This is a genomic window from Bacteroidota bacterium, from assembly GCA_016706255.1.
Lineage (GTDB): Bacteria > Bacteroidota > Bacteroidia > Chitinophagales > BACL12 > UBA7236.
The window spans coordinates 35,096-60,469 of sequence record JADJJZ010000011.1; the positions used below are offsets into that span (position 1 = coordinate 35,096).

28 protein-coding genes and 1 other RNA gene are annotated in these 25,374 nt (G+C 35.8%); 19 read left to right on the plus strand and 10 right to left on the minus strand.

Annotated features, from left to right (window positions below; all coding sequences use genetic code 11):
- Positions 1–17 precede the first annotated feature (17 nt).
- Positions 18–1,670 (minus strand): 1-acyl-sn-glycerol-3-phosphate acyltransferase, encoded by a 1,653-nt coding sequence (locus tag IPI65_14645; protein MBK7442711.1) that lies wholly within the window; start codon positions 1,668–1,670, stop codon positions 18–20.
- Positions 1,671–1,762: 92 nt separating this feature from the next.
- Here IPI65_14645 and ssrA point away from each other — a divergent pair.
- The 3 genes from ssrA (at position 1,763) to IPI65_14660 (ending at position 3,479) form a co-directional block, all read left to right on the plus strand.
- Positions 1,763–2,130, plus strand: a transfer-messenger RNA (tmRNA) gene (gene ssrA, locus IPI65_14650).
- 262 nt (positions 2,131–2,392) lie between these two features.
- A complete protein-coding gene (locus tag IPI65_14655) occupies positions 2,393–2,890 on the plus strand; it encodes a hypothetical protein (GenBank protein MBK7442712.1) in 498 nt (165 codons plus the stop codon).
- Entirely contained in the window at positions 2,859–3,479 is a 621-nt protein-coding gene (locus IPI65_14660) for an SUMF1/EgtB/PvdO family nonheme iron enzyme (protein MBK7442713.1), read from the plus strand. The genes IPI65_14655 and IPI65_14660 overlap by 32 nt, the downstream gene beginning before the upstream one ends.
- Before the next feature lie 443 nt (positions 3,480–3,922).
- On the opposite strand, the gene IPI65_14665 is transcribed toward IPI65_14660, so the two are convergent.
- The gene (locus IPI65_14665) at positions 3,923–4,927 is read right to left on the minus strand and encodes a hypothetical protein (GenBank protein ID MBK7442714.1); all 1,005 of its coding nucleotides are present in this window, start codon (positions 4,925–4,927) and stop codon (positions 3,923–3,925) included.
- Between the two features lie 293 nt (positions 4,928–5,220).
- Here IPI65_14665 and IPI65_14670 point away from each other — a divergent pair, with 293 nt between their 5' ends.
- The 3 genes from IPI65_14670 (at position 5,221) to IPI65_14680 (ending at position 7,691) form a co-directional block, all read left to right on the plus strand.
- Positions 5,221–5,829 (plus strand): hypothetical protein, encoded by a 609-nt coding sequence (locus IPI65_14670; protein MBK7442715.1) that lies wholly within the window; start codon positions 5,221–5,223, stop codon positions 5,827–5,829.
- Positions 5,830–6,037: 208 nt separating this feature from the next.
- Positions 6,038–6,805, plus strand: coding sequence for a T9SS type A sorting domain-containing protein (locus tag IPI65_14675; protein MBK7442716.1), 768 nt, complete (start codon positions 6,038–6,040; stop codon positions 6,803–6,805).
- A gap of 1 nt (position 6,806) precedes the next feature.
- A complete protein-coding gene (locus IPI65_14680; protein ID MBK7442717.1) occupies positions 6,807–7,691 on the plus strand; it encodes a T9SS type A sorting domain-containing protein in 885 nt (294 codons plus the stop codon).
- Positions 7,692–8,107: 416 nt separating this feature from the next.
- Here the strand turns inward: IPI65_14680 and IPI65_14685 are convergent, their stop codons facing one another.
- Complete coding sequence (locus tag IPI65_14685) at positions 8,108–8,368, minus strand: hypothetical protein (protein ID MBK7442718.1); 261 nt, start codon at positions 8,366–8,368, stop codon at positions 8,108–8,110.
- Entirely contained in the window at positions 8,302–8,733 is a 432-nt protein-coding gene (locus IPI65_14690) for a hypothetical protein (GenBank protein ID MBK7442719.1), read from the minus strand. The genes IPI65_14685 and IPI65_14690 overlap by 67 nt, the downstream gene beginning before the upstream one ends.
- A 674-nt stretch (positions 8,734–9,407) precedes the next feature.
- On the opposite strand from IPI65_14690, the gene IPI65_14695 reads away from it, so the two are divergent.
- Positions 9,408–9,611 (plus strand): hypothetical protein, encoded by a 204-nt coding sequence (locus IPI65_14695; GenBank protein ID MBK7442720.1) that lies wholly within the window; start codon positions 9,408–9,410, stop codon positions 9,609–9,611.
- A gap of 80 nt (positions 9,612–9,691) precedes the next feature.
- Here the strand turns inward: IPI65_14695 and IPI65_14700 are convergent, their stop codons facing one another.
- Positions 9,692–10,522, minus strand: coding sequence for a T9SS type A sorting domain-containing protein (locus IPI65_14700; protein MBK7442721.1), 831 nt, complete (start codon positions 10,520–10,522; stop codon positions 9,692–9,694).
- Positions 10,523–11,113: 591 nt separating this feature from the next.
- Positions 11,114–13,507, minus strand: a complete 2,394-nt coding sequence (locus tag IPI65_14705) for a hypothetical protein (protein ID MBK7442722.1) — start codon at positions 13,505–13,507, stop codon at positions 11,114–11,116.
- Between the two features lie 174 nt (positions 13,508–13,681).
- Between IPI65_14705 and IPI65_14710 the strand changes: the two genes are divergently transcribed.
- The 8 genes from IPI65_14710 to IPI65_14745 all read left to right on the plus strand — a co-directional run bounded on the left by IPI65_14710 (position 13,682) and on the right by IPI65_14745 (position 17,646).
- Positions 13,682–14,536 (plus strand): DUF4349 domain-containing protein, encoded by an 855-nt coding sequence (locus tag IPI65_14710; protein MBK7442723.1) that lies wholly within the window; start codon positions 13,682–13,684, stop codon positions 14,534–14,536.
- Between the two features lie 122 nt (positions 14,537–14,658).
- Positions 14,659–14,934 (plus strand): rhodanese-like domain-containing protein, encoded by a 276-nt coding sequence (locus IPI65_14715; protein ID MBK7442724.1) that lies wholly within the window; start codon positions 14,659–14,661, stop codon positions 14,932–14,934.
- 9 nt (positions 14,935–14,943) lie between these two features.
- Positions 14,944–15,255, plus strand: coding sequence for a rhodanese-like domain-containing protein (locus IPI65_14720; protein ID MBK7442725.1), 312 nt, complete (start codon positions 14,944–14,946; stop codon positions 15,253–15,255).
- The gene (locus IPI65_14725) at positions 15,245–15,493 is read left to right on the plus strand and encodes a hypothetical protein (protein ID MBK7442726.1); all 249 of its coding nucleotides are present in this window, start codon (positions 15,245–15,247) and stop codon (positions 15,491–15,493) included. The genes IPI65_14720 and IPI65_14725 overlap by 11 nt, the downstream gene beginning before the upstream one ends.
- A 20-nt stretch (positions 15,494–15,513) precedes the next feature.
- Positions 15,514–16,146, plus strand: a complete 633-nt coding sequence (locus IPI65_14730; protein MBK7442727.1) for a Crp/Fnr family transcriptional regulator — start codon at positions 15,514–15,516, stop codon at positions 16,144–16,146.
- 3 nt (positions 16,147–16,149) lie between these two features.
- Complete coding sequence (locus IPI65_14735) at positions 16,150–16,746, plus strand: methyltransferase (protein MBK7442728.1); 597 nt, start codon at positions 16,150–16,152, stop codon at positions 16,744–16,746.
- 54 nt (positions 16,747–16,800) lie between these two features.
- On the plus strand, positions 16,801–17,106 hold the full coding sequence (trxA, locus tag IPI65_14740) for a thioredoxin (GenBank protein ID MBK7442729.1): 306 nt from the start codon (positions 16,801–16,803) through the stop codon (positions 17,104–17,106).
- Positions 17,107–17,223: 117 nt separating this feature from the next.
- Positions 17,224–17,646, plus strand: coding sequence for a rhodanese-like domain-containing protein (locus tag IPI65_14745; protein ID MBK7442730.1), 423 nt, complete (start codon positions 17,224–17,226; stop codon positions 17,644–17,646).
- Between the two features lie 29 nt (positions 17,647–17,675).
- Here IPI65_14745 and IPI65_14750 read toward each other — a convergent pair whose 3' ends face one another.
- Both IPI65_14750 and IPI65_14755 read right to left on the minus strand, forming a co-directional pair.
- On the minus strand, positions 17,676–18,530 hold the full coding sequence (locus tag IPI65_14750; protein ID MBK7442731.1) for a dienelactone hydrolase family protein: 855 nt from the start codon (positions 18,528–18,530) through the stop codon (positions 17,676–17,678).
- A gap of 64 nt (positions 18,531–18,594) precedes the next feature.
- Positions 18,595–19,761 (minus strand): class I SAM-dependent rRNA methyltransferase, encoded by a 1,167-nt coding sequence (locus IPI65_14755; protein ID MBK7442732.1) that lies wholly within the window; start codon positions 19,759–19,761, stop codon positions 18,595–18,597.
- A gap of 17 nt (positions 19,762–19,778) precedes the next feature.
- Between IPI65_14755 and IPI65_14760 the strand changes: the two genes are divergently transcribed.
- Positions 19,779–20,672, plus strand: coding sequence for a UbiA family prenyltransferase (locus tag IPI65_14760; GenBank protein MBK7442733.1), 894 nt, complete (start codon positions 19,779–19,781; stop codon positions 20,670–20,672).
- Between the two features lie 8 nt (positions 20,673–20,680).
- Here the strand turns inward: IPI65_14760 and IPI65_14765 are convergent, their stop codons facing one another.
- Entirely contained in the window at positions 20,681–21,136 is a 456-nt protein-coding gene (locus IPI65_14765) for a hypothetical protein (protein ID MBK7442734.1), read from the minus strand.
- A 10-nt stretch (positions 21,137–21,146) separates the two neighbouring features.
- Here IPI65_14765 and bioB point away from each other — a divergent pair, with 10 nt between their 5' ends.
- Genes bioB through IPI65_14780 form a run of 3 tightly spaced genes read left to right on the plus strand, consistent with a single transcriptional unit; the run spans position 21,147 to position 24,857 of the window.
- Positions 21,147–22,118: a biotin synthase BioB gene (gene bioB, locus IPI65_14770; protein ID MBK7442735.1), complete on the plus strand. Its 972-nt coding sequence runs from the start codon at positions 21,147–21,149 to the stop codon at positions 22,116–22,118.
- A gap of 28 nt (positions 22,119–22,146) precedes the next feature.
- Positions 22,147–23,301, plus strand: coding sequence for an 8-amino-7-oxononanoate synthase (locus IPI65_14775; protein ID MBK7442736.1), 1,155 nt, complete (start codon positions 22,147–22,149; stop codon positions 23,299–23,301).
- An 8-nt stretch (positions 23,302–23,309) separates the two neighbouring features.
- Positions 23,310–24,857: an FAD-dependent oxidoreductase gene (locus tag IPI65_14780; GenBank protein ID MBK7442737.1), complete on the plus strand. Its 1,548-nt coding sequence runs from the start codon at positions 23,310–23,312 to the stop codon at positions 24,855–24,857.
- On the opposite strand, the gene IPI65_14785 is transcribed toward IPI65_14780, so the two are convergent.
- Positions 24,849–25,340: a 2'-5' RNA ligase family protein gene (locus IPI65_14785; GenBank protein ID MBK7442738.1), complete on the minus strand. Its 492-nt coding sequence runs from the start codon at positions 25,338–25,340 to the stop codon at positions 24,849–24,851. The two genes, IPI65_14780 and IPI65_14785, sit on opposite strands and share 9 nt — an antisense overlap.
- Between the last annotated feature and the right edge of the window lie 34 nt (positions 25,341–25,374).

Sequence of the window (25,374 nt, forward strand, 5' to 3'; positions counted from 1 at the left end):
CATATCCTGACATTTTATCATTCCATTTTTTTATTTTTGAGCAGCGGCCTTTTTGCGTGATATACACCCAGTTTTTTAATTGCATAATCAATCACTTCATCCAAATCTTCAGCCTTCACAATCGGGTCTACACGAATTTCTTCTTTGTGTTCCAGTTTGGTAAGTTCTTTTACCACTTTTCGCACAGCAGTTTTTAATTCTTCATGCGTTAATTCACGGAATTCTTCCGGCATGCGCAATACGGAATATAAATCGCTGGTATGATGTTTCGATTGAAATAATTTGAAGGCTGCGTAAGCAATTACATGCTCAGGAAGTGCTACGTTATTGCGTTTGAAGGCTTTAACGATACTTTCACTCAGCATTTTAGTATAAACAGCATCACGTTGCGTATCGTGTTTTAATTCGCCATGTGATTTAAAATAATCGCGGATATCGATATGATTGCCATTTTGATCTAAACTGTTTCCATTGTCATCAACAGGATTTCCGAAAATATCCATACAACGACCAAAAGCAATGGTAAAATCGGCATCTGCTGTTACAAAGCGATATAAAAATTTTAATATTTTGTAAGATGAAGAATATTTATCGGAAGGAACGAAATAACGTTCTTTTCCAACATTACGCAAATGTTCATCAATTAATTCAGGTGCTTCCAATACAAAACCATAATTGAGTGTAACAGGAACCACATAAACTTTTTTGAAGCCGTTGCCATTGGTATCTAAAATTTGTCTGCGTTGCGCTTCCAGAGCGGTTCCCAGCAAGCCTAATTTTAATTGTGATTCAACAACGTTGCTGCGTGAACGTGTTCCGCCCGGAAAAAATAAACTATGTCCGCCCTGATAAATTGTTTGTGTGCTATACGTTTTTAAAGCCTCTAGATAAATCGCATTTTTTTTGCGTCTGTCCACACGATAAGCGCCTAAACGATTCATAAAATAGGCGAGAAAACGCACAGAAAATAAATTTAATCCGGCACCATAAAAACAAGCCGGTAAACCGATAGCAGAAATACCCCATCCAACAGTAATGGAATCGATATTACTGGTATGTGTTGGCACAACAACTACGATTCCGTCTTTGGCTAAATTCCTTAGTTGTTCAATTTCACCAATTACGTGAATACTTTTGAGTAAGTCTTTTTTATTGCCGAATAAGCGAATAAATGCTCTGCTGTGCGATGCATTGAGTAAACGATTGAATGCAAATGGCACAAACCGTTCAGAAAACTGATAGGTGCCTTTATCAAAATTTCCAACAATTTCAGTTACATATCGTGTAATTATTTTGCGGAGAATTTCTTTTTCAGCTTCAATTTGTCCGTCAGGTGCACTTTCAAATTCAACGAGTTTATTTTTTACTTCTGTCCAGAATTTTTTATCGTCAGGTGGATCAGTTTTCCAGGGGCGTTCTACGCGAATTTTTTCGAGGTAAATGGCTTTTGCCAGTTCGTTATGAACGTCTTTTTCCGTTGCGTTTTTATTGATAATATTTTGAAGTGTTTCCTCTACAACGCCATGAATAACCTGCTCGCGGTTTTTGCTGATGCGATAAATCGGCCAGTCCTCTATGTTAGGAATAATCCTTTTATAGGGGCTGGTTGCACTTTGAGTTGAATCCTGCTGCTCTGCCATTATATGCAAATATATAAGTTTAGCTTTCAAATTGAACTTTTAGGGTTAGTTTTGCATTGAATGTGACAGGGTTTGCAGATGCCCAAAACGGGTAAAAGCTAACTATTCTGCCCACATTATTGGGGGTTGACAGGAATCGACAGCATCGTTCATTGACAGGTAAGCATGCAGTGCATTGTAGATTTGGCGCTTTAATCTTAAACTACGAAACAATTTTTACACGGCGAGTCTAACTACGCCATGGCAGCTTAATTCAGAGAATTAAGTAGCCTTCGTTCCCGATGTTGGTTGTCCGGTACAACTTCGGTGAACGTCATCTCATCGGGCTGGCTTTACTAATTTCCGGAGTAAAGTGAGAAAAAGGAAATAAGGAGGTTCTCAGGTTCGATGTTTCACCCTGAACTTCCCGACAAACAAGAAACATCTAAGCATGTAGAAAGCTTGCTAATGCTTTGTCTGGACGTGGGTTCAAATCCCACCAACTCCACGAAGACGATCTTAACGCTATAGCGTTAAGATCGTTATTTTTCATCATAACTTTGCTTTGATGAAGCACACTCGTTTATTTCTCAATCAATTTCAGTAAATTTTATCTGTCTTGAAAAGACAAATTTTGACATTCATTTTATCATCTTTGACGATTTTGATATTTAGAAAATACCGGATTAGATCCAATAATCACCAAATATCAGTGGTAATTATCATTACTTGTTTAGGTGTGAAAATTACATTACCTTTGAATATAAGAAGAAATGGCTAAAAATTATACAATTGATCAAAGTGCCACTACAGGCTTTTGGTATTGGCAATGCAAGGATGGCAGCTCTGAAGGGTATGCAGGTACGAAAAGCGAAGCGAAAGCAGCGGCACAAAGCGCTTGTTCTGCTGGATATGTTATCACGCCACCTAAGGTAGATGCAACTGTTATTTCTGGATATTTGGCTACATTTTCGGCAAAGGATTTAAATAATCAAATAAACACTTTTAGTGTCGGAGAAATTTCTGAAAACTCTTTTTGTGGTTTTTTTGGACTTGACTGCTTTGAAAATTCGCAATCAAGTGATGTCCTAAAAGCTACTACAATTTTGAAAATTTGGGGAATTTACAGAGGTGGAATTACTTCAACACAAATTAAAACCTTGCATTATTTAAATAATACAGAATTCAATAAACTAATTGCTCGTCAATATTTTGGCTTAGAAATTACAATTAATGATAATGGCACAATTTCTTGGAGTTTTCCTTCTTAATTATTATTTTTTGTTTCCAATTGGGAATAATCCTACTGGGACTATTGCAGGTCCCGGAAAAGAATTTTATGTAGATGAATATGAAATAACTAATTTAGCTTGGAGAGAATTTTTATTTTTTATGGAAGAAAAAGATTCCAATAATTTAAGTAAGCTAGTACCTGATTCTGCAAGTTGGTATAAAGTTTATTCTGGTAATTATTTAAAACCAAATGATTTTGACAATTACCCAGTTGTAGGGATTGATTTTTTTCAAGTAAGTCTTTTTTGTGAATGGAGAAGTGAAGTTGTAAGCAAACGAACTGGGAAGGAAATTATTTATTATTTGCCTTCTAAAGAGGAGTTTAATTTAGCAGTTGATTTTTTTAATAAAAATGAATTCACTGCAAAACTTTCAGATGTTCATATAATTGATAAAAAAAGTAAGGTGAAAGGCCTTTGTTCAAATGTTTCGGAAATGACCAATGTCGAAGGTTTTGCTATAGGCGCAAATTGGAATAGTGAATCAGCCAGTTGTTATTTACAATCAACTTATACTGAAAATTCTGAATATGTAGGATTTCGATGTTTTGCCAAGTTTGTTAAATAAATATAATCAATCTTGATCGTCGGAGTAATGGGATGGACGTAATCCTGTTATAATTTTACTTTGGGTATTTAAGTATATGGCAAGAACAAAAGCTTATTGTATTTTTATACAATTCCTTCATTTTCAATATTATCGGGTTCGATAACGGTACCCTCAACTCCACCTAAAGTAGATAAACCACTGCGAAGCGAACGTTGTTCGAACTTCTTGGTGGTTTTTCACTTTAGGGGAGATTTTATGATTGATCAAAATTTGTTGATTGAACAAAATTGGGATTTTGAGGATTGGTTGATTTGCAGTCGCCAATTTTGATGGGAAGGATAATTTATGGTTGATTAAAATTAAAAGATTGCTGCGGGTTGAAACCGCACCTAAAGACTTGCAGCTTGATAAAACTAAGGCCCCAACTTTAAATATTTTATCGCATAAATTGAGCTTTCAAATTACTGTAAAATTATTACCTCACCAGAACCATCACTATTCATTAGGACAATTTCTGAAGTTTGCCATATAGTTAGTCCATCGAAAGTATTATTCACTTTTTCGGCAACCATTTTATTGCCATCAGCGGAAAGGGAGAATTTGTTATACCATCGTGAATCGCATGATTCTAATACAATAGAAGTTGTATTGGAAGCTAAATTATATTTGTAAAGATTTCCATACCATTGGCTGAAAAAAATATCCTGTCCGTTTGGGTGCCACTGAATGCAACAAATTGATTTATTTTCAACATTCGGCAGTTGAACCGAATTAATTATAATTTTATTTTTAATATCAATGAGATCCAAAGTAAATTCCCCATTACCATTTAAATTCTGAATACAAGCGAACAACCTATTTGTATTATTATATGTTCCCAATGGCAACCCATAACTTCCGCCATTATAAGTAATTGTAAAACTGTCTATTAATGTGCCTTCTGCACTTAAACTGGTTTCATACATATGTTCAATGTCGCCATGATATTGGTTTCCCGGTTCAAGCCAATAATTTGTAAATACTAGTGTAGAATCAGCATTTATCCATTCCGGATAGCAGCTCCTATAATCATTGTCAAGCTGCCGGAGGTCGGATCCTTCACTGCTAATCCAATAAATCTGGTTTGCTTTGTTAAATGCAATTTTATTATTTATTCCCCAATTAGGTTGCGAAACATCCCAAACATCATTTTCCAATAAAACCTTTTTCTCTCCGGTTGAATAGTTATATATTTCCAATGAACTCATTTCAGTTATTTTGTCATAAAAAATATAAACAAATTCAGAATCGTTGTTAGGGTTAATAAATGGGGCTTTAAATTGAATCTCCGTTTCTCCATAAAGTGGCCCTATGACAGAAGGTTGAATGTCAAATTCAGCACAATCTGTATAATCTTGCAGATTATCATAACGACAAGCAATAATGTTTAAAATAAATATTAAAAATATGGTGGGTTTTATACCCATTTATAATCTTCAGGAGGTTAGAAGTTCTACATTTTATAGTTTTAGGTAAACTTATAGATTTTAAAGATAATCCATATTATCTAATTCTCGGGCGTTGTCAGGTGGATTTTTCGCCTGACCGCCTGATAAGGTTGTTGGGAACCCGTCTCTCATCTCTTACAAACATTCCCACTGCGGGTTTGCGAACAATATTTTATTGTTTCCATCGTTTTACGATTGTTAAAATTACCCCAGCATTTGCGTATTTTATACGCAAATGTATTTATTTTATCAAATCATAAAACACATAAACCATGAAATTTGTATTAGGATTTATTTTATTTTGCAAATGTATTATTTTGCAAGGGCAGGTTTTTACTGAAGTGGATTATATTGGATCTACTTATAGTAATAATATTGGAATTACTGTTGGCAAACAATATAATGCCCATGAAATTTCATTTGGGTTGCGCATAAATGACCCGAAATCTTCTACGGAACCTTTGGAGAATATTAATGTGCATCCGACAAAATTTGATGAATATTTCGGACTGAAAATTAATTACCGATATTATTTTAGTACAAATTTGAAAATTGAACCTTATCTGATGTTATCCGGAGAATACAGCCACAGTCCGCTGCGCGCTGATTACCTCTCTGAATTATCAAGAGATAAAATAATTGAGCCGAATGATAATTATTCCTATTATATTGGATTTGTGCACCTCACCGGTGCCTACCATGTTTTAGATACAAGAATTGCATTGGGTTTTAAAACCGATATAACCGATAATTTATTTTTTACCATTTACGGCGGCTCCGGTTTAACATGGATGAAATACGACGAGGGGAATATTATAATTAATATGCCCGGTCCGGCAGTTAATAATTTTTTTGGAATGGGTTTGGGGTATAGGTTTTGAGGGGTTTTTTGATTGCTCAAAACTGTGTATATTAGTGCTACCAAATCAACATGAACCTAAACTTAATTTTTGGTGGTCAATTTCGTCCGGCCTCAGGTGGTCAATTTCAACCGGCCTTAGTTGGTCAGCTTAAATCGGCGCGAGGTGGTCAATTTCACCGATTTTTGCACCCGAAGATTCATCTTTTAGCCGAAATTACCTCATTAAAATGACGACTTGGTTTGCATTTGAACTTTTAAGTGAGATACCAAAAAATGATTTGAAATTATTGCAGACAAATTACACAATCGGAAGTAAGTCTGTGAATGTTCAGCCGACAGTTTTCATCAACCCTGAACAGAATTTCCTCTACATTTATTTTAGTAATATTAGAGACACGACACAGCTATACACGATCAATACTTCGGGCACGTTTGGGGTATATGTTGATGGAGGGAAAATTCAAGTTGTAGATACTGCAGAAATTTTTTGTATTGATGCATTAAAACCATATTCGACTTCAGGAAAAGGGAACGGAACGCTTTATAAATTGAATGAAACATATGCACTCGCAGCTGACACAACATGTTCCGAACCATATCCGTGGGAAATAAGGAAAATAGATACGCTTATTAATGAACCTTGGGGAGATTCTTTACTAACGCTGACAGCTCCTGCCTACACCTTTGGCTACTTTAGAATTCCTATTCGTGCGTATTACCCCCTCAAGCTTGATGAAGTGGATAGTCATTATGATTTGAAGGTGTATCCAAATCCGACAAATAATGCAGTAACACTTATAGGATTACAGGACAATTCCGTTATTCAAGGTAAATTACAAGTCAAGGTTATTACTATTACCGGTAGCATTTGTTTGGAAACAGAGGCTTTAAGCGGGCAAAGGCTTGACATTTCTAGTCTGAGTTATGGGGTCTATCAAATAATCATTAAATTTGAAGACGGCAATGTAGCCGTTGGAAAGCTAATTAAACAGTAAGTTGAAAAATTCAAAATTTCATATTAAGGAATATTCCCTGTTTGCGGCAAGCTTTTTACTCATTAAAAATGATATAGGAGCGGAAGTTATTTACGGAGATATTATACCTGACACATTGATTAATGAAGAATGGGAAACATACACTATTGATTTAAACTATGACGGTGTGTCAGATTTCAGATTTCTAAAGAGATCCTTCTGGTTTATGCCCACCTCATCAAGCACCTCGCATTTTAATGCAATATATGCGGGTCCACTTGTCTTTGGAAATTTAATAGCAGGAAATCCTCATGTTATATTTCCATCATATGGTGGATCAACTGTGTACCACCCATACGCGCTTGCAGAAGGCGCCATAATTGATCAGAATAGCCTTGATTTTCAAAATGCAGGATATCAAGAATTGGCGTATCGATTCCTGGGGGAGAATAGCACTTACTGGCCGAATGGAGGGCATTGGTATCCTGAGGTAGTAGATAGATATTTAGGAGTGTATTTTAAGGATACAGCAAATTGTTATCACTATGGATGGATTCGGCTGGATGTAAAAGACTTTGGACGTGAGCTTGTTATAAAAGATTTTGCATACGAAACCGAGTGCAATCATCCAATAGTAGCGGGTGATACAATCAGTTATGTTGATGTCGCAGAGGAAAATAAATTAGATGCAGTAATCTATAGCTACGGCAATACGATTTATGTTACCTTGAACGAACAATACAATGATGTGCAACTGTCTGTTGCTGATATAACCGGAAAAGAAATCTATTCAAACCAGATCACAGAAAAGTTTACGGATATACCTTTGAATGAACCCAAAGGTATTTATATTGTTACTATTATTTCGGGAAAAAATAAGTATTCAAAGAAAGTGATTATCAACTAACAGCAGAAGTGTTTTTTTAAATAAATGCCTTTTTCATGCTAACTTGTTCTATTTGAGGTTAATATGAACGATTTTAACTCAAAAAGATGTTTTAGTTCAAGTCTCAATTGGTTCGATAACGGTACCCTCAACTCCACCTAAAGTAGAAAAACCACTGCGAAGCGAACGTTGTTCGAACTTCTTGGTGGTTTTTCACTTTAGGGGAGATTTTATGATTGATCAAAATTTGTTGATTGAACAAAATTGGGATTTTGAGGATTGGTTGATTTGCAGTCGCCAATTTTGATGGGAAGGATAATTTATGGTTGATTAAAATTAAAGATTGCTGCGGGTTGAAACCGCACCTAAAGACTTGCAGCTTGATAAAACTAAGGCCCCAACTTTAAATATTTTATCGCATAAATTGAGCTTTCAAATTACTGTAAAATTATTACCTCACCAGAACCATCAATATTCATTAGGACAATTTCTGAAGTTTGCCAGATTGTTAATCCATCGAATGTGTTATTCACTTTTTCTGCAATTATTTTGCTGCCATCTGAAGAAAAAGAAAATTTGTCATACCATCTTGAATCGCAAGATTCAATAACAACAGAAGTTATTCCTGAAGCTAAATTGAATTTATAAAGATTTCCATACCATTGACTAAAAATAAATCCTGTCCATTGGGGTGCCACTGAACACAGCTGATTGTTTTATTTTCAACATTTGGTATTTCAATGGTCTCTACGATAATTTTATTTTTAATATCAATAAGATCCATTCTAAAATTGTTATCATCATCTGTATTATAGATTCTTGCAAACAACATTGAAAGGTTATCAAATGAACCGAGTGATAAACCACTCATAGTTTCATCTGGGGATATAATTGTAAAACTATCTATCAATGCCCCATTAGAACTAAAAATTGATTCATACATATGCTCTTCTTCCCCATGATATTGATTTGCTGCTTCTAACCAATAATTTGCAAATATTAATGAAGAATCTTGATTAATCCATTCAGGTGATGTGCTACGGTAATCATTACCAAGTTGCAACAATTAAGATCCATCACTTAAAATCCAATAAATTTGGTTATAATTATTAAATGCAATTTTATTATAAATTCCCCAATTTGGTTGAGAAATATCCGATACGCCATCATCAATTAAAACTTTTTCTCGTTAGTAGAATAATTAAACACTTCTAATGAACTTTTTACCTGATATGTTGTCATAAAATATATAGACAAATTCTAAATCATTATTGGGATTAAAAATGGAGCTTTATACTGATAATCTGTTTCGCAGTACAGAGGCCCAATATTCAGAGGGGGGAATATCAAATTCAGCACAATCTGAATAATCTTGCAGGTTGTCATAACGACAAGCAATAACGTTTAAAATAAATATTAAAAATATGAGTGGTTTTATACGCATTTATAATCTTAAGGAGGTTAGCAGTTTTACATTTTATAGTCTTAGGTCAACTTATAGATTTTAAAGATAATCCATATTATCTAATTCTCGGGCGTTGTCATGTGGATTTTTCGCCTGACCGCCTGATAAGGTTGTTGGAAACCCGTCTCTCATCTCTGACAAACCTTCCCCCTGCGGGTTTGCGAACAATATTTTAGTATTTCCAGCGTTTTACGATTGTTAAAATTATCCATGCATTTGCGTATTTTATACGCAAATGTATTTATTTTATCAAATCATAAAACACATAAACCATGAAATTTGTATTAGGATTTATTTTATTTTGCAATTGCATTATTTTGCAAGGGCAGGTTTTTACTGAAGTGGATTATATTGGATCTACTTATAGTAATAATATTGGAATTACTGTTGGCAAACAATATAATGCCCATGAAATTTCATTTGGGTTGCGCATAAATGACCCGAAATCTTCTACGGGAATGTTATTTTTTGATTGATCAAAATTTGTTGATTGAACAAAATTGAAAACACCAAATACCCAAAATTGGAACCACCCTATATTTTTTTATATTGGTTACTAATTCAAAAACACCGTTTTTTCAAATGAATAATCCTCGGATTTTAATTTGACCAAATATAATCCGGGGCTTGTATTCAGTAGTAATTTCGTGTTTAGGTTAGTAAGGGTTTTTGTTAATATCAGTTTTCCTGAAATGTCAAATACCTCGGCAATAGTATTTGGATTTATGACATCTAATTGGATAAATATATTATTTGCATTGGAATAAATATTCGTTGATATAGTATTTACTTCCCCAATATTTGACATTAGGGTGTCGCCGGCTATAATGGGTTTATTTGGTGTGGTTTCATAGGCATAATCTTTTATGATCAATATTTGGCCATCGCCGGTAATGTCGCATCTAATCCATCCATAATGTAAAGAATCCTGGTCGTCGTTAAATCTGATGCCAACAAAATGATTTGTAGTTTCCGGATCCCAGTTACCGCCTTCGGCTATAACAATGCTCCAATCGAATATAGCTGATTGGTAAATTAATTTTTGATCATTTCCGTTTTGCCACATCATAAATGGTTCTACGAAATTGCCGGATATCAAAGCAAAAGGAAAATAGTAAAAATCTGAAAATGAATAGGTATTTGACTTACTGCCTGCAACACTTCCACCTGCAAATGGTGTAATAAAAATTTCCTGTTTAAAATGTGGTGGATAATAATTACTACTATAAGTATAAAACCCTGGTGATGAGATATTGTTGTTAAAAAACGTAAAATCTACATCTGCATCAGCGTCGATATCGAGCTGATAAATACCGTTGTTGTTAAATAGTGTAGTATCCGGATCAATATTGGTATATACAACACCTGCGTTTATATCATTATTCAACAACAAAAAATGCCGGCCATAGCGGCATAATCTGATTTGTTAAATTTATGGTTTTTCATTTTACACCAATTTTATTATTTATATTGGATTAGCGTAAATTTAGGGTTTTTCATATGAAACGGGGTTTCAATGTGAAATTACAATAAAAATCTGATTCGAATAATGATTTTGAGTGAAATCTACTTTTTAAAGGGTGAAATGATGTTTTAACTTAGTTAAGGCATTTTATTATTTAACAAACCTACTAATTTTAGAATATAACGAATCGTTGCGAAATTATTTTTTGATCGAACAAAATTTGTTAATTAAATCAAAATTGAAAATCAGGTTTTTTAAGAAATGGTTATTCAATTTTGTTTCAATTTTGTTCTCCCGATAGCTATCGGGATTGTTCAATCTTGTTTCAATCAATCAATTTTCTCCCAAAGGCTGTTTCAATTTTTATTTAATTTAGAATTGATTAAGTTCACCTAGCCCCGATTGAGCGGAAACCCCTTTGTCCGCATCGGAAAAGGGGTTGCAGCGAAAAGCGGGAAGTGAAGTATACTGCGAAGCGAGATGTTGATGCTCCAAATAAATCACGTTAAGCTTTCAATTTATTTTTTCGAAACGCAATACCTTCAAACTATTTGTTACCACGAAATATAATCCTGTTGAAAATATGCTCATGTCGATAATATTTTCGCCGGCGTTGAGTTGACCTTTGTGGATGCATTCGCCTGTGATGGTGATGATGTAATAATTTATATTTTCTGTTCCGTGGTAATTAATTTGAAGGTTGTTGGTGACAGGATTATTAATTTGTATAAGTGCATCGGGTGATAGTTGATTAATTGCTACGCCTTCATCAATTAATTCATCACAATTATCATCTAAACCATTTAATATTTCAATTGCACCTGGATAAATTGCTGCATTAGTGTCATCACAATCGGTGTTGTTGGGAACGTAACCTGTAGGTGTGGTGCAGGATACAGAATCAATTGCAGCATCGCCATAGGTATCGGAATCGGCATCGAGATAATAGGTGAGTATCGGTAAATTTTCATCAGTAAATCCATCACAATCATCATCTAATGCATTACAAATTTCATCTGCAGCAGGATTAATATCCGGATTGGAATCATCACAATCGCTGGAATTAATTACGTAACCAGTAAGTGCTGCATAACAAGATGTAATGGTAACATCAGCATTTCCAAAAGTATCACTATCTGCATCGGCAAATAATGTAAATTCCGGCAAACCTTCATCGGTGAGCGCGTTGCAATTGTCGTCTACATCGTTACATATTTCTATTGCATCAGGATGTATTGTTGCATTTGCATCGTTGCAATCGGTATTATTTAAAACATATCCAACAATAATATTGCAAGCAGTTGTATCCATATCGGTGTCGCCAAAACCATCATCATCGTTATCAAAATAATAAGTGGTAAACACAACATCTTCATCAATAAATCCATCACAATCGTCGTCTAGTGCATTACAAATATCTGTGTTACCCGGAAAAATAGCAGCGTTCGCATCATTACAGTCATCGGCATTTGCAACATAACCAACCGGCATATCACATGCAGTTAATGTACTTAATGCATTGCCGAAACCATCGTTATCTGCATCGGCATACCACGTTAATTCTTCACAGGTATTACTCAGTTTTACGATCCAGAAATCGAAAATAAAAATATGGTCTGTAACATCACCGTTTGCCGAACCGGACCATCCTGCTAAAATATAACCATTATCAGGTGTTTGCTGAATGGAATAAATTTCATCGGTTGAAGTGCCACCTAAAGAAAGTTGCCAAATAATATTTTGACTTGCATCTAATTCAAATATCCAATAATCGCCGGAATAAGCTGCGCCATGGTGGCCGGTAACATCACCATCATTATTGCTTGTTGATATTCCTGCTAAAACATAATTTCCGTTGTTATTAATAATAACATCTGTTCCGGTTTCATCTGCGGTACCGCCAAAACATTTTTTCCAAATAATATCACCATCGCCATTAATTTCCATTGCCCAAATATCACTTGCAAATGCACCGTGTAAACCTGTAACATCACCATCAACAGAATTTGATATTCCGTTTATAATAAAACTGCCACTCGAATTTTCTTTTATTGCATAAGCAATATCACTATTTGTTCCACCATAGGTTTTATTCCAGATAATATCACCATCGGCAGATAATTTCATTAATCGATAATCGCCGGCACCTGCAATATGCCATGATAAAATAAATTCGCCTGTGGTAGTTTGTAAAAGTGCATCACCAAAATTTTCGTCTGCATCTCCGTACGATTTTTCCCAAATTATATTTCCGGCAGGATTAATTTTCACCATCCATAAATCAGCCCCACCAAAACTTGTAGTTTTATCGCCATCAGTAGAGGAGGAGTGACCATAAATTACATAATTACCATCATTAGTAGCAACAATTGCTTTCGCCTGTTCAAAATTAGAGCCGCCATAACTTTTTTTCCAAACAGTATTTCCATCGCTGTCGACACAAACCGCAAAATAATCATCAAATCCATGATTGTCGGTTGCATCACCATCATTTGATTGCGATTTACCAACTAAAATGCATCCGCCCTCCCCGGTTAAAACTGCACTTAATGCATAATCATAATTTGAACCACCGTAAGTGTTTTCCCAAACAATATCGCCAAGGTTATTCAGTTTAATTATCCAATAATCCATTGAACCATGGTTAACGCCAACGTCGCCGGAATTTGAACCCGTATATCCAACTACATAATATCCGCCATCCGCTGTGAGCAATACTTTTTGAGCAACTTCTGAATCGTTGCCACCATAACTTTTGGCCCATTCAATTTCAGGAACTTGTGCATTAAGTTGCAAGCCGCTTGTAAAAGAAAAAGTTGCCAGCAATAAATATTGGAAAAAATTAAGTTTAACGAAAATGGAAAATTGGGATAAAGCCGGGGCAGATTTAGTAAATGTGTAGTGCATGTTTGAGCATTTTATTTATTAAAAATAAAGTTTAGATGGGATAACAAAGTTATAGCGACATAGCTTGGATAAGGATATGCGCTTGTTTTACAAATCATTTACAATTGAGTTTATGCAAAGCAGTTCACGTTGCATCTCAATGACAAACAATCAAATATACTTAAACCAATTATTATGCCACGAACCTTATTTTTATACATGCTGGTGTTAAGCCTGGGGCTTACTGCATGTGATCAGAAACGTGATTTTGCGGACAGCGCCTTGGAAAACAAAGCAATGTCCGGTGAAAATGACCAAAAGAGTATGTTGGTCTCAGCACAGCAAACGCCATTAAAAATTTCTGCTGAAAACAACAATTATGCGTTAGAACGAAAGGTGATTAAAAAAGGGGATATCAGCTTTTCGTCGGAAAACCTGGATGCCACTGAAGTAGTTATTAAAACTGCCCTTTCGGCAAATGGGGGATATATTTCAGAGGAGACTGCAAACGAAGATAACTACCAGTCATCGCGCAAACTGGTGGTTAGAATTCCTGCAACACAATTTGATTTTTTTTTAAAAGATATTTCCGACAAAGCAGGTAAACTGGAATCGAAAAACATTACCACTGAAGATGTAACTACTGAGTTTTTAGATTTAACTGCACATATTCGAATTAAAAAAGCATTGGAGGAACGCTATTATGAATTATTACAGCAATGCAAAACCATGGATGCTATTATTCAAATGGAAAAACAACTGAATGAAGTGCGCAATGATATAGAAACTGCTCAGGGTAGACTCAATTACTTGTCGGGATTAACTTCCTATTCAACATTGACCATTACATTTTATGCGCCCGATGCACAACCTGTAATTGCAAAAAATGGATTTTTTACAAAAGTTGGAAAATCATTTGCATCAGGATGGAATTTTATTTTAAACTTTATTATTGGTCTTGTTCGCATTTGGCCACTTTTTGTATTTATTGTTTGCGGATATTTTATTTATAAAAAATTGAAAAGCCAGGTGCGATTTTTGAAAATTTAAATTAAAAATTAATTATTACATCAAAAGTGTATTGTAAACCGCAATACACTTTTTTATGCAACGTAACCAAAGTCACCAACTACAGTAACCCACGCTCATACCTTTGCTAAAAATTAAAGAAAATGACACTGGAAACAATTTTGAAAGAACCAACAGTAAGTATTGTTGACGTTAGAACGCCTGCTGAATTTATGGGCGGACATGTTGCAGACTCAGTAAACATTCCATTAAATGAGGTGCCACAAAATTTAGAAGCATTTAAAACAATGGCAAAACCGATAGTGTTGATTTGTGCATCGGGCATGCGCAGTGCACAGGCTACGCAATATCTCGCCGCACAAGGTATTGAACAATGTTATAACGGTGGTAGCTGGTTAGTTGTTAATGGGTTAGTTTAAAATAATAGTATGTTAGATTTTATAAAAAAATTATTTGGAGGCAATGCTGTTAATTACAGTGAACTCTTAGCAAATGGCGCCGTAATTGTTGATGTGCGCACGCCGGGTGAATTTGTTTCAGGACATATTCGCGGTTCATTAAATATCCCTTTAGATCAGTTAAAAGGTAACTTGAAAAAAATTAAAAAAGACAAACCCGTTATTGTTTGTTGTGCATCTGGCATGCGCAGTGCGGCTGCAAAAGGTGTATTAAAAAGTAACGGATTTAATGATGTACATAATGCGGGCAGTTGGACTAAATTGAGAAAATATGTCAGCTAAATCATTTTTCGATAACTGGAAATATTTTTTGTTGTTTAGTGTAACGCTCGGATTGGCTCCCTTTTCGCCGGAACCGCATATTGTGGGAAAAATACGTTGGATAGCGGGCGGCGCTGTGGGCATGCAGGGTATTGACTGGTTCGATGTTTTTTTACACGGCACACCTTGGATTTTGCTGATAATTAGTGGGAGTGGGGCACTTTACCTGCACTTTAAAGGCAAGACAAAAAATGACTAAATTCTCTTAATTTTGTCTGCATGGATGAAATTTCAGCAGCACTCTTAAAAAGTTTCCCGGACTTTGAACCGCAATTAATTGAAAAAATAGCTGAAGCCAGCACTCTCAGAACGTTTTATCGCGATGAGGTGATTATGCATGCAGGTGGTTATTTTAAATCGACCATACTGGTTGTTGATGGTTTGGTGAAATTATACCGCGAAAATGAGGATGGCGGTGAGTATTTTATGTATTACCTGGAAGGTGGTGAAGGATGTGCGCTCAGCATGATTTGTGCTGCCAGAAATAAGGCTAGTGAAGTTACCGGTGTAGCTGTTGAAGATACCATTGCCATTCAGATTCCACTCGAATTAATGGATATTTTAATGCGCGATTACAAAAGCTGGTATTATTTTGTTGTACAAACTTACCGCTCGCGTTTCGAAGACTTACTGAATGTGATTGATCAAATTGCATTCAAAAATATGGATGAACGTTTGATGCATTATCTCGACGGACAATTTGCTGAATTAAATACCAACTTATTACAAATTACACATCAGCAAATTGCCAGCGATTTAAATTCAACGCGTGAAGTAATTTCGCGATTGCTTAAAAAGATGGAACAAAATGGTGTTTTAAAATTGCACAGAAATGCGATTGAAAAAATTTAAACTATGACAGACTTTTTATCAGAATCTTATTGGCAGGAAAGATATGATTTGCATGATACCGGCTGGGATATGGGTACGGTTTCACCGCCGCTGAAAGCTTATGTTGATCAGTTAACGGATAAAAATCTTGCAATCTTAATTCCGGGTTGTGGAAATTCATACGAGGCAGAATATCTTGTGTCGCAGGGTTTCACAAATATTACGGTTATTGATATTGCTCAGGGCCCCGTAGACAGGCTGAATAAGGTGTTGGGAGAAACGGGAAGGCAATTTTGTAATGTGGTTAAAGCAGACTTTTTTACGCATAAGGGACAGTATGATTTAATCATTGAACAAACCTTTTTCTGCGCCTTAAATCCTGATTTGCGTAAAAAATACGCAAATCACATGTTAGAACTACTGAAACCGGGCGGAAAAATAGCCGGTGTCTTATTTAAAGTGATATTCGAAAAACCGGGTCCGCCATTTGGAGGAACAATTGCGGAATACAAAAATATATTTGAACCGGGATTTAATATTTTGAAGATGGAAGATTGTTACAATTCGCATGAAAAACGTGCGGGTAATGAAGCATTTATTATCATGCAAAAACCCAAGTGACAAATGTCACAATTTACTACAAAACGAATTGGCAATTTTGAATGTTGATTTGATATGACACAAAAAGCCGGTTTTAATGAGATAATTCAATCGGAACAACCTGTTTTGATTGATTTTTTTGCGGAATGGTGCGGACCATGCAAAACACTTGCACCCATATTAAAACAATTTGCGGGAATTTATACCGATAAAGTTCGGGTAATTAAAGTGGATGTAGATAAAAATCCTGCAATTGCGCAGCAATATCAAATTCAAGGTGTACCCACTGTAATGTTATTTAAGCAGGGTAAATTGCTTTGGCGACAGTCAGGTGTTATGCCTTTGCCCGTTTTGAAACAGGAAATTGAAAAATATATTTAAAAAATAAATACGATGGTAATTTTACTTGTAACATTAGGTGGTGCTTTGGCAGGATACATTTATTGGAGAACAATAGGCTGTAGTTCAGGTGTTTGCGTTATTGGCAGTAATAAATACATGAGCACACTAGTTGGTGCTTTGTTGGGTTTATTGATAATTACCTCCGAAAGTTGTTCTGCTCAAACGGATAATCAACAGACTACAGGTGATACGGCAACTATACAAGCAACGCACGTTAATGAAGAAGTAACGCCCGAAGTGTTCTTATCAAAAATAGGCACAGAAAATACGGTTTTAATTGATGTGCGCACGCCGGAGGAATTTGGTGGCGGACATATTCCGAACGCTGTAAATATTAATTTTAATGCGCCTGATTTTTCTGCACAAATTGAAAAATTAGATAAATCGAAAACCTATTTGGTTTATTGCAGAAGTGGTGCCAGAAGCGGCAGAGCTGCGACAAGTATGTCGGAAATGGGTTTTCAAACGATTTATACTTTAAAGGCGGAATTCTTGGTTGGAAAATCGCTTGTTCAATAAAAAGCAACGGATTTTTCTCATGTAATAAATTAAACGCCCAGTTTCAGTTTTAAAAATGCAAGCGACTTAGTATAAGCATCGGTTGCAGCTTCTACATTATATTTCGGATTACTCGGATTGGCAAATGCATGGTCGGCATTATATTCTTCAACCTGCAAATTTTTGCCTAAAGCAGCCATATTTGCTTTGAATTTATCTACCACTTCTTTATTAATATATTTATCCTGGTTCGGCCACATCATTAATACATCGGCAGTTAGTGTTTTTAACTTTTCCGTATCTGATTCCGGCATGCCGTAATACATAATACAACCAACTGATTTTTGCGTAGCTAATAAAGTACTTTGCAGCGAATAAGTGCCACCCATACACCAGCCAATTGTCGCAATTTGTGCATTTTCACCTGTAGTGGAAATAAATGCATTAATAATAGTTTGTGCGCGGGTGGTAGTTAAGGCCGACATATATGTTTTAGCACTATCGCGATCGGCAGCAACTTTGCCATCGTATAAATCAATTGCAATAATGTTTACATTGCCACCCAAATCGGTATGTAATTGTTCGGCCATTTTGCGGATGTAATCATTTAATCCCCACCATTCGTGATAAACAAATACATATTTATTGCTGGCAGTTGTTGCCGGAATACCATAACCTTTTGCTGTGCTGCCATCGCTGCAGGTAACGGTTATTTCTTTTCCTTTATCTGCGATAAAACTAAATGGTATTGGTTCTTCATGTTTATTTACAAAAGCAGCATCTTTTGCAAAAGCTGCAAATTGGTCAGGTGCTGAACAGCAGGAATTTGTTTGTGCAGTAACAATTAAATTACTAAGTAATAAAAGTGTTAAAGCGAAAAAAGATAAACGGAATTTATTTTTCATCGTAATAAATTTTGCAAGATAAAATTAAAAATTGTTGTTCAATTAGTAAACCTTTCTGAAAGGCTTATAACACCTGTAACACCAAACCTTTTAAATAGTTCGTTTCCTCAACACCCCACACAATAGGGTGGTCGTACGACTGGGTTAAAAATTTCACTTCTCTGATGGTGCGTTTTGCGTCGGTTGCTGCAGAAGCAATGGTATCGTAAAATAAATTGATATCCATAAAATGCGAGCAACTATAGGTAACTAAAAAGCCACCGGGTTTCACCATTTTCATGCCGCGTAAGTTTATTTCTTTATATCCTTTAACTGCATTTTCTATGCCTTTGCGGTTTTTGGTAAATGCGGGTGGATCTAATATTACTACATCAAATTGTTTGCCTTCTTTTGCCCAAACCGGTAAAACATCAAATGCATTAGCACAAATACTTTCAATCTGATTAAACTGATTTAATGTTATATTTTTATTTGCCTGTTGAATAGCATCTGCAGAAATATCTAATGCCGTAACATGCGCTGCACCGTAATGTGCAGCAAAAAGTGCAAATGAACCGGTATAGGTAAAACAATCTAAAACCGTTTTGCCTTTTACAATTTGTTCAATTGCTTTTCTGTTTTCTTTTTGGTCTAAAAAAAATCCGGTTTTTTGTCCGTTTTCTATATCAACATGAAATTGAACACCACACTCATCCATTATAAATTGTGTAGCAACAGGTGCTGTTAAAAACCCTTTTATTTCTTCCAGCCCTTCCAATTTGCGTACAGGAACATCGTTACGCTCATAAACAGCATCTGCATGAAAATCTTCCATTAAAATTTCGGTAATTATGGATTTCCATTTATCCATACCGGCACTTAATGTTTGAATAACGTATACCGAATTAAATTTATCTATTACCAAAGCAGGAAGAAAATCAGCTTCACCAAATACGAGTCGGTAGTTTTGTGTATATCCTAAGGTTTCGCGATACGCTTTACATTGCAATAATTTATTTCTGAAAAAAGATTTATCTATTACCTCATCTTTATTTCTGGTAAGCAAACGCACCGTAATTTGCGACTGCTCGTTAATGTATCCTTTTCCGATAAATTCGTTGCGAAAATTATATACTTCAACAATATCTGCAGTTTGCGGATTTCCCTTAATATGTTCAATTTCATTGCCGTATACCCACGGATGCCCTTGCTCAACCCGTCTGCCTTTGCCTCTTTGTAGAATTACCTGCACCTTTTAATTAATTTTGGGTGAAAATACGCAAAATCCTGAAGCAATATCTTCAAAATATCGTTAACTGGTTGTTATACAGCAATTTATACATTGGTATTTGCGCCATGGCATTTACTTATCAGGGTTATTATTTATTACATCTTGCCCCACAATTAAATTTAGTTATTGTTTTAAGTGGTGTGGCAACCATGTTTGTTTATTTGTTGATTCGAGTGGTTGCAACTAAACGCATTAACGAATATGCTCCTGAAGACCGTTGGGATTTTTTTAAACGAAACTTACGTGCCATGCAGGTGCTTACGGTTGTTTCATTAATTGCCTGTATTATTTTGTATTTTTTAGTTCCCACAAATGTTCAACTCATTTTATTAATTCCGGGAATAATTTCAGTGATGTACGGAATTCCAATTCGATTTAAAAAAGGTGTTTTCCGTTTGCGGGATATCGGTATTTCGAAAATATTTATGATATCGTTTGTATGGGGGTTTATCGGTAGTTTTTTACCGGGCAGCGTTTCGGGGTTAGATGTTTATTCAGAAGCAATTTATATACTTTTTATTGCCAATTTTTTATTTACGTTTGCTATTACCATTCCGTTCGATATCAAAGATTTGCAAATAGATGCACAACATCATGTTAAAACCATTCCGGCAATTATTGGTAAAGAAAAGAGTTATATACTTGCTTTTACAGCACTGCTACTGAGTGGTATATTTCATATTTATTTGCAGAATAATTATTTGCAAGAAGTAAGTTACAGCATCCCAATTGCTTTATCCATCCTCATTTCAGCCGGATGCATTTATTTAACTAAAGTAAAAACAAACAATTTAATGTTTTTCGGAATATTAGATGGGATGTTGATTTTACAGGCAGTATTAATTGTTTGTTGGAATACAATTTCAAGATGAAAATCCGATTAACAATCGCAATTCGCTTCCGTTAATTTTAAATCGTGTAAATTATTGCCATCTTCACCCGCATCAATTTTAAAACTAACTGCTTTGCCGGTTTGTGTTTTGCCTTCTAAAGTATAAGAAGTTACATGGCAATTTCCGGCTTCACATTTTTCATAATTTACATTATTGATATTGAGTAAACTCCGCAAATCATTTTCTTGTATTTCGGCACATTCCATTAAACATTTTGTGCGGTCGTCGATGCTGATTTCCTGTTGTTGCAGGTCTACCAATAATTTGGCATCTAATTGTTGAATTTCCGGTGACGGGCTGTTTTTCCCTTCTTTAGTATTGTTATTTATCGCCGCCGCTCCCAGAAATACAAGGGTAGCTATTCCAAGTATTTGCTCTATCCTTATCTTCCTGTTAAAAACCATACTACCATTATTTGCTCCAAAATTACGACTTTTGCCCAAAATTAAGTCAATGGAAATGATACGTAACGACTGGACGAAAGACGAAGTTGCAGAAATTTTTAATTTGCCGATTATGGAGCTTATGTATCGTGCAAGTGTTGTACACCGAAAGTTTCAGGCGACAGGAGAGGTGCAGGTTTGTACATTATTATCGGTTAAAACAGGTGGTTGCCCCGAAGATTGTGCCTATTGTCCGCAAGCTTCACGTTACCATACAGAGGTGGAAAAACACAATTTGCTGGAATATGATGAAGTGCTTACCAAAGCCTTAATAGCTAAAGAAAACGGCTCAACCCGCTTTTGTATGGGTGCAGCCTGGAGAAATATCAAGGATAATCAGGATTTTGATAATGTGCTGGAAATGGTGAAAGGTGTTTCCAATATTGGTCTTGAGGTATGTTGTACATTGGGCATGTTAACTGAAAATCAGGCGAAAAAATTAAAAGATGCCGGTTTATACGCTTACAACCACAATTTAGATACCGGAGAAGAATTTTATGAAGAAATAATTTCTACCCGCAATTATGGCGACCGCCTTAAAACGATAGAAAATGTTTCGAATGCGGAAATTTCTGTCTGCAGCGGCGGAATTATCGGTTTAGGTGAAAGTTTGGCAGACCGAGTTGATATGTTACACACATTGGCAACCATGAAAAAACATCCTGAATCGGTGCCTGTTAATGCATTGGTTCCGGTTAAAGGAACCCCACTTGAAAATAATACACGTGTTAGTGTTTGGGAGATGATCAGAATGATTGCCACAGCACGTATTATTATGCCAAAAGCAATGGTACGTTTAAGCGCAGGTCGTAATGAGATGAGTGTGGAAGAACAGGCATTGTGTTTTATGGCCGGTGCAAATTCAATTTTTGCAGGTGAAAAATTATTAACTACTCCGAATCCGGATGTGAATGAAGATAAAGCCATGTTCGAATTATTAGGATTAAAACCACGAGCTGCATACAAAGAAGAATTAGTATAATTCGTTGATCGGTGTTAATTTACATGCCATGTTTATCAACGAACGACTAAACGAAGCACTTAAAAAACGGGAAGCTGAAGATGCATTGCGCCAATTACGGGTGAGCAATGGTTTAGTCGATTTTTGTTCCAACGATTATCTTGGTTTTGCTCAAAACGAGCAGATAAAAAATTATTTAGCCGAACAACTTCCGGGTCTTCGTAAAATTGGTTCTACAGGTTCGCGTTTATTAAAAGGCAATTATTCGCTCATTGAGCAGGTGGAAAATCAACTAGCGCAATTTCATGATGCACCGGCAGCTTTATTTTTTAATAGTGGATATGAAGCAAATTCCGGATTAATTGCATCCGTTGTTTCCCGTCACGATACCATTATTTATGATGAATTATGTCATGCCTCATTACGGGAAGGTATTCGTTTATCTGCTGCAACGGCTTATTCATTTTTACATAATGATATGGCTGTTTTGGAAGATAAATTACAAAAAGCAAAAGGTGAAAAATTTATTGTTATAGAGTCCGTTTATTCCATGGACGGGGATATTTGTCCCCTTCGTGAAATTGTAACATTAGCCAACCTGTATCAGGCTGCAATTATTTTAGATGAAGCACACGCAACAGGAGTGATAGGAAATAAGGGTGAAGGATTGGCACAACATTTAGGTTTACAGCATCAAATTTTTGCACGCGTACACACCTTTGGAAAAGCCATAGGCAGCAATGGTGCTGTGGTTTTGGGGGAGCCGGTATTACGCAATTATCTGATTAATTTTTGTAAACCATTTATTTACTCTACTGCACCAAATTATTTGCAGGTATTGGCTGTTTCTAAAGCATATCATTTATTACAAAACGGTGAGGCTGCAATCGCTCAGTTATGGGAAAATATTAATCGATTTAAATTTCTCACACAACGATTTTCACATATTTCGATTTTAAAAAGTGATTCCGCTATTTTCAGTGTAATTATTCCGGGAAATGAAGCGGTTAAATTAGCAGCAAAATATATTCAAAATGCGGGTTATGATGTACGTGCTGTGTTATCACCGACAGTTCCGGCAGGAAAAGAACGTTTACGCATTTGTTTGCATAGTTTTAATACAGAATTAGAAATTTTGCGATTGGTAAAATTGCTTGAACAAATTGTAACAATTATTGATAACGATTCAACTGAGGAAGCCTGAATAACATTATGGAGCAAATAATAGATATCATTGTTACACCGGAAATTGCTGCAAATATGCAATCCATTAAAAATGTTGTTGCAGAAAAAGCAGGAATTGCGGAACCAATTTATTGCGAATTGGTGAAACGTTCTATTGATGCACGTTCCAGGCAAATTAAAGTGAATCTGCGTGTGAAATTTGATACCATTCCTTTAAAGGAAACAAGCTGGGATTTACCACAATATCCGCAGGTATCAAATGCTGAAACTGTTGTGATAATCGGAGCAGGTCCTGCAGGATTATTTGCAGCATTAACATTACTGGAGCGCGGATTTAAACCCATTATTTTTGAAAGAGGAAAAGATGTTCGTGAGCGCAGACATGATCTTGCGGCCATTAATAAATCAGGAATCGTAAATCCGGAAAGTAATTATTGTTTTGGAGAAGGTGGTGCAGGTACTTACAGCGACGGAAAATTATATACCCGTTCCGATAAACGCGGAAATATCAGTAAGGTGCTCGAATTATTTGTGCGATTTGGTGCAAGTCCTGAAATATTAATTGAAGCACATCCGCATATCGGAACAAATAAATTACCGAAAATAATTACCCAAATGCGCAACACCATAATTGATGCAGGCGGGGAAATACATTTTAATACTAAAGTAACCGATATTAAAACTTCCTTTGGAAAGGTTACCGGTGTGCAGTTAAATGGGGATACTGATTTTAATTGCAGCAATGTGATTTTAGCTACAGGTCATTCTGCAAGAGATATTTTTGAGTTATTACATCGCAATCAAATACTCATTGAAGCAAAACCATTTGCGCTTGGGGTAAGGATAGAACATCCACAACAAATAATTGACCGCATGCAATATCATTGTGATGACCGCGGACAATATTTACCACCTTCATCGTATGCCTTGGTGCAACAGGTAAATGGGAGAGGCGTGTATTCATTTTGTATGTGCCCCGGTGGCATTATTGCACCATGCGCAACTGCTCCGGGCGAAGTGGTAACCAATGGTTGGAGCCCGAGTAAAAGAAATAATCCGTTTGCCAATTCGGGATTTGTGGTGAGTGTGGAATTAAAAGATACCAAACCATTTGAAGATTACGGACCATTGGCTGCATTACAATTTCAAAAAGCTACGGAACAACTTTGTTATGATGCTGCAGGCGGAAATCAAAAAGCTCCTGCACAACGTCTGGTGGATTTTGTTGATGGAAAATTATCATCTAGGTTACCCGATTGTTCCTATCAGCCCGGATTGACATCTGTACACCTTAAAAACGTATTACCACAATTTATTGCAGGACATATCAAACAAGCATTAATTCAAATTAAATCTACTAAGCGCGAATATTTTACCAACGAAGCCGTTTTAGTTGCTCCTGAATCAAGAACTTCATCTCCCGTAAAAATTCCACGTGATGCTACTACATTGCAGCATGTTCAAATAGCGGGATTATTTCCTTGTGGAGAGGGTGCCGGATATGCCGGTGGCATTGTAAGTGCTGCTATGGATGGTATGCGAATAGCGGAATATATTGCAGTGCATTCAAAATAAACTTAAGTTTTTATTAGCCATTTCGAAGCTGCGAATCGTGTTGTATTTCGTTACCGTATTTGTTTTAATTAATTTCCGCCATGTAATTACATTACATTCAAACGATGCAGTAAAATTGCGACCCGTAAAATATTTGCGTGCTACTTTATATTGATCTTCTGTTAGTCCGCGCGCAATAGTAATATGTGGTGTTTTGCCGACATTAAAATCAACTAATTCATCATATTTCGCCATTTTAATTTCTGCCGCAATTTTTTTTCTGAAGGTGGTTATGGCAGATTTACTTTGTTCGGATAATTCAACAAAAATGGTTTTATTATTATAAAATTCACCGAAATTATTGCACTCCACTATTATTGGTAATTGGTTGCGACAAATAATTTCCAGTTTTTTCTCCAGCATTTTAACCCGCTCATCATCAGCCATTGCAGCAAACAGCATGATAGAAGGGTCAGCTTGTGCGGTAGGAAATTTACCTACCACACTTTCTAAGCCTTGTTTAAATATTTTAACTGTT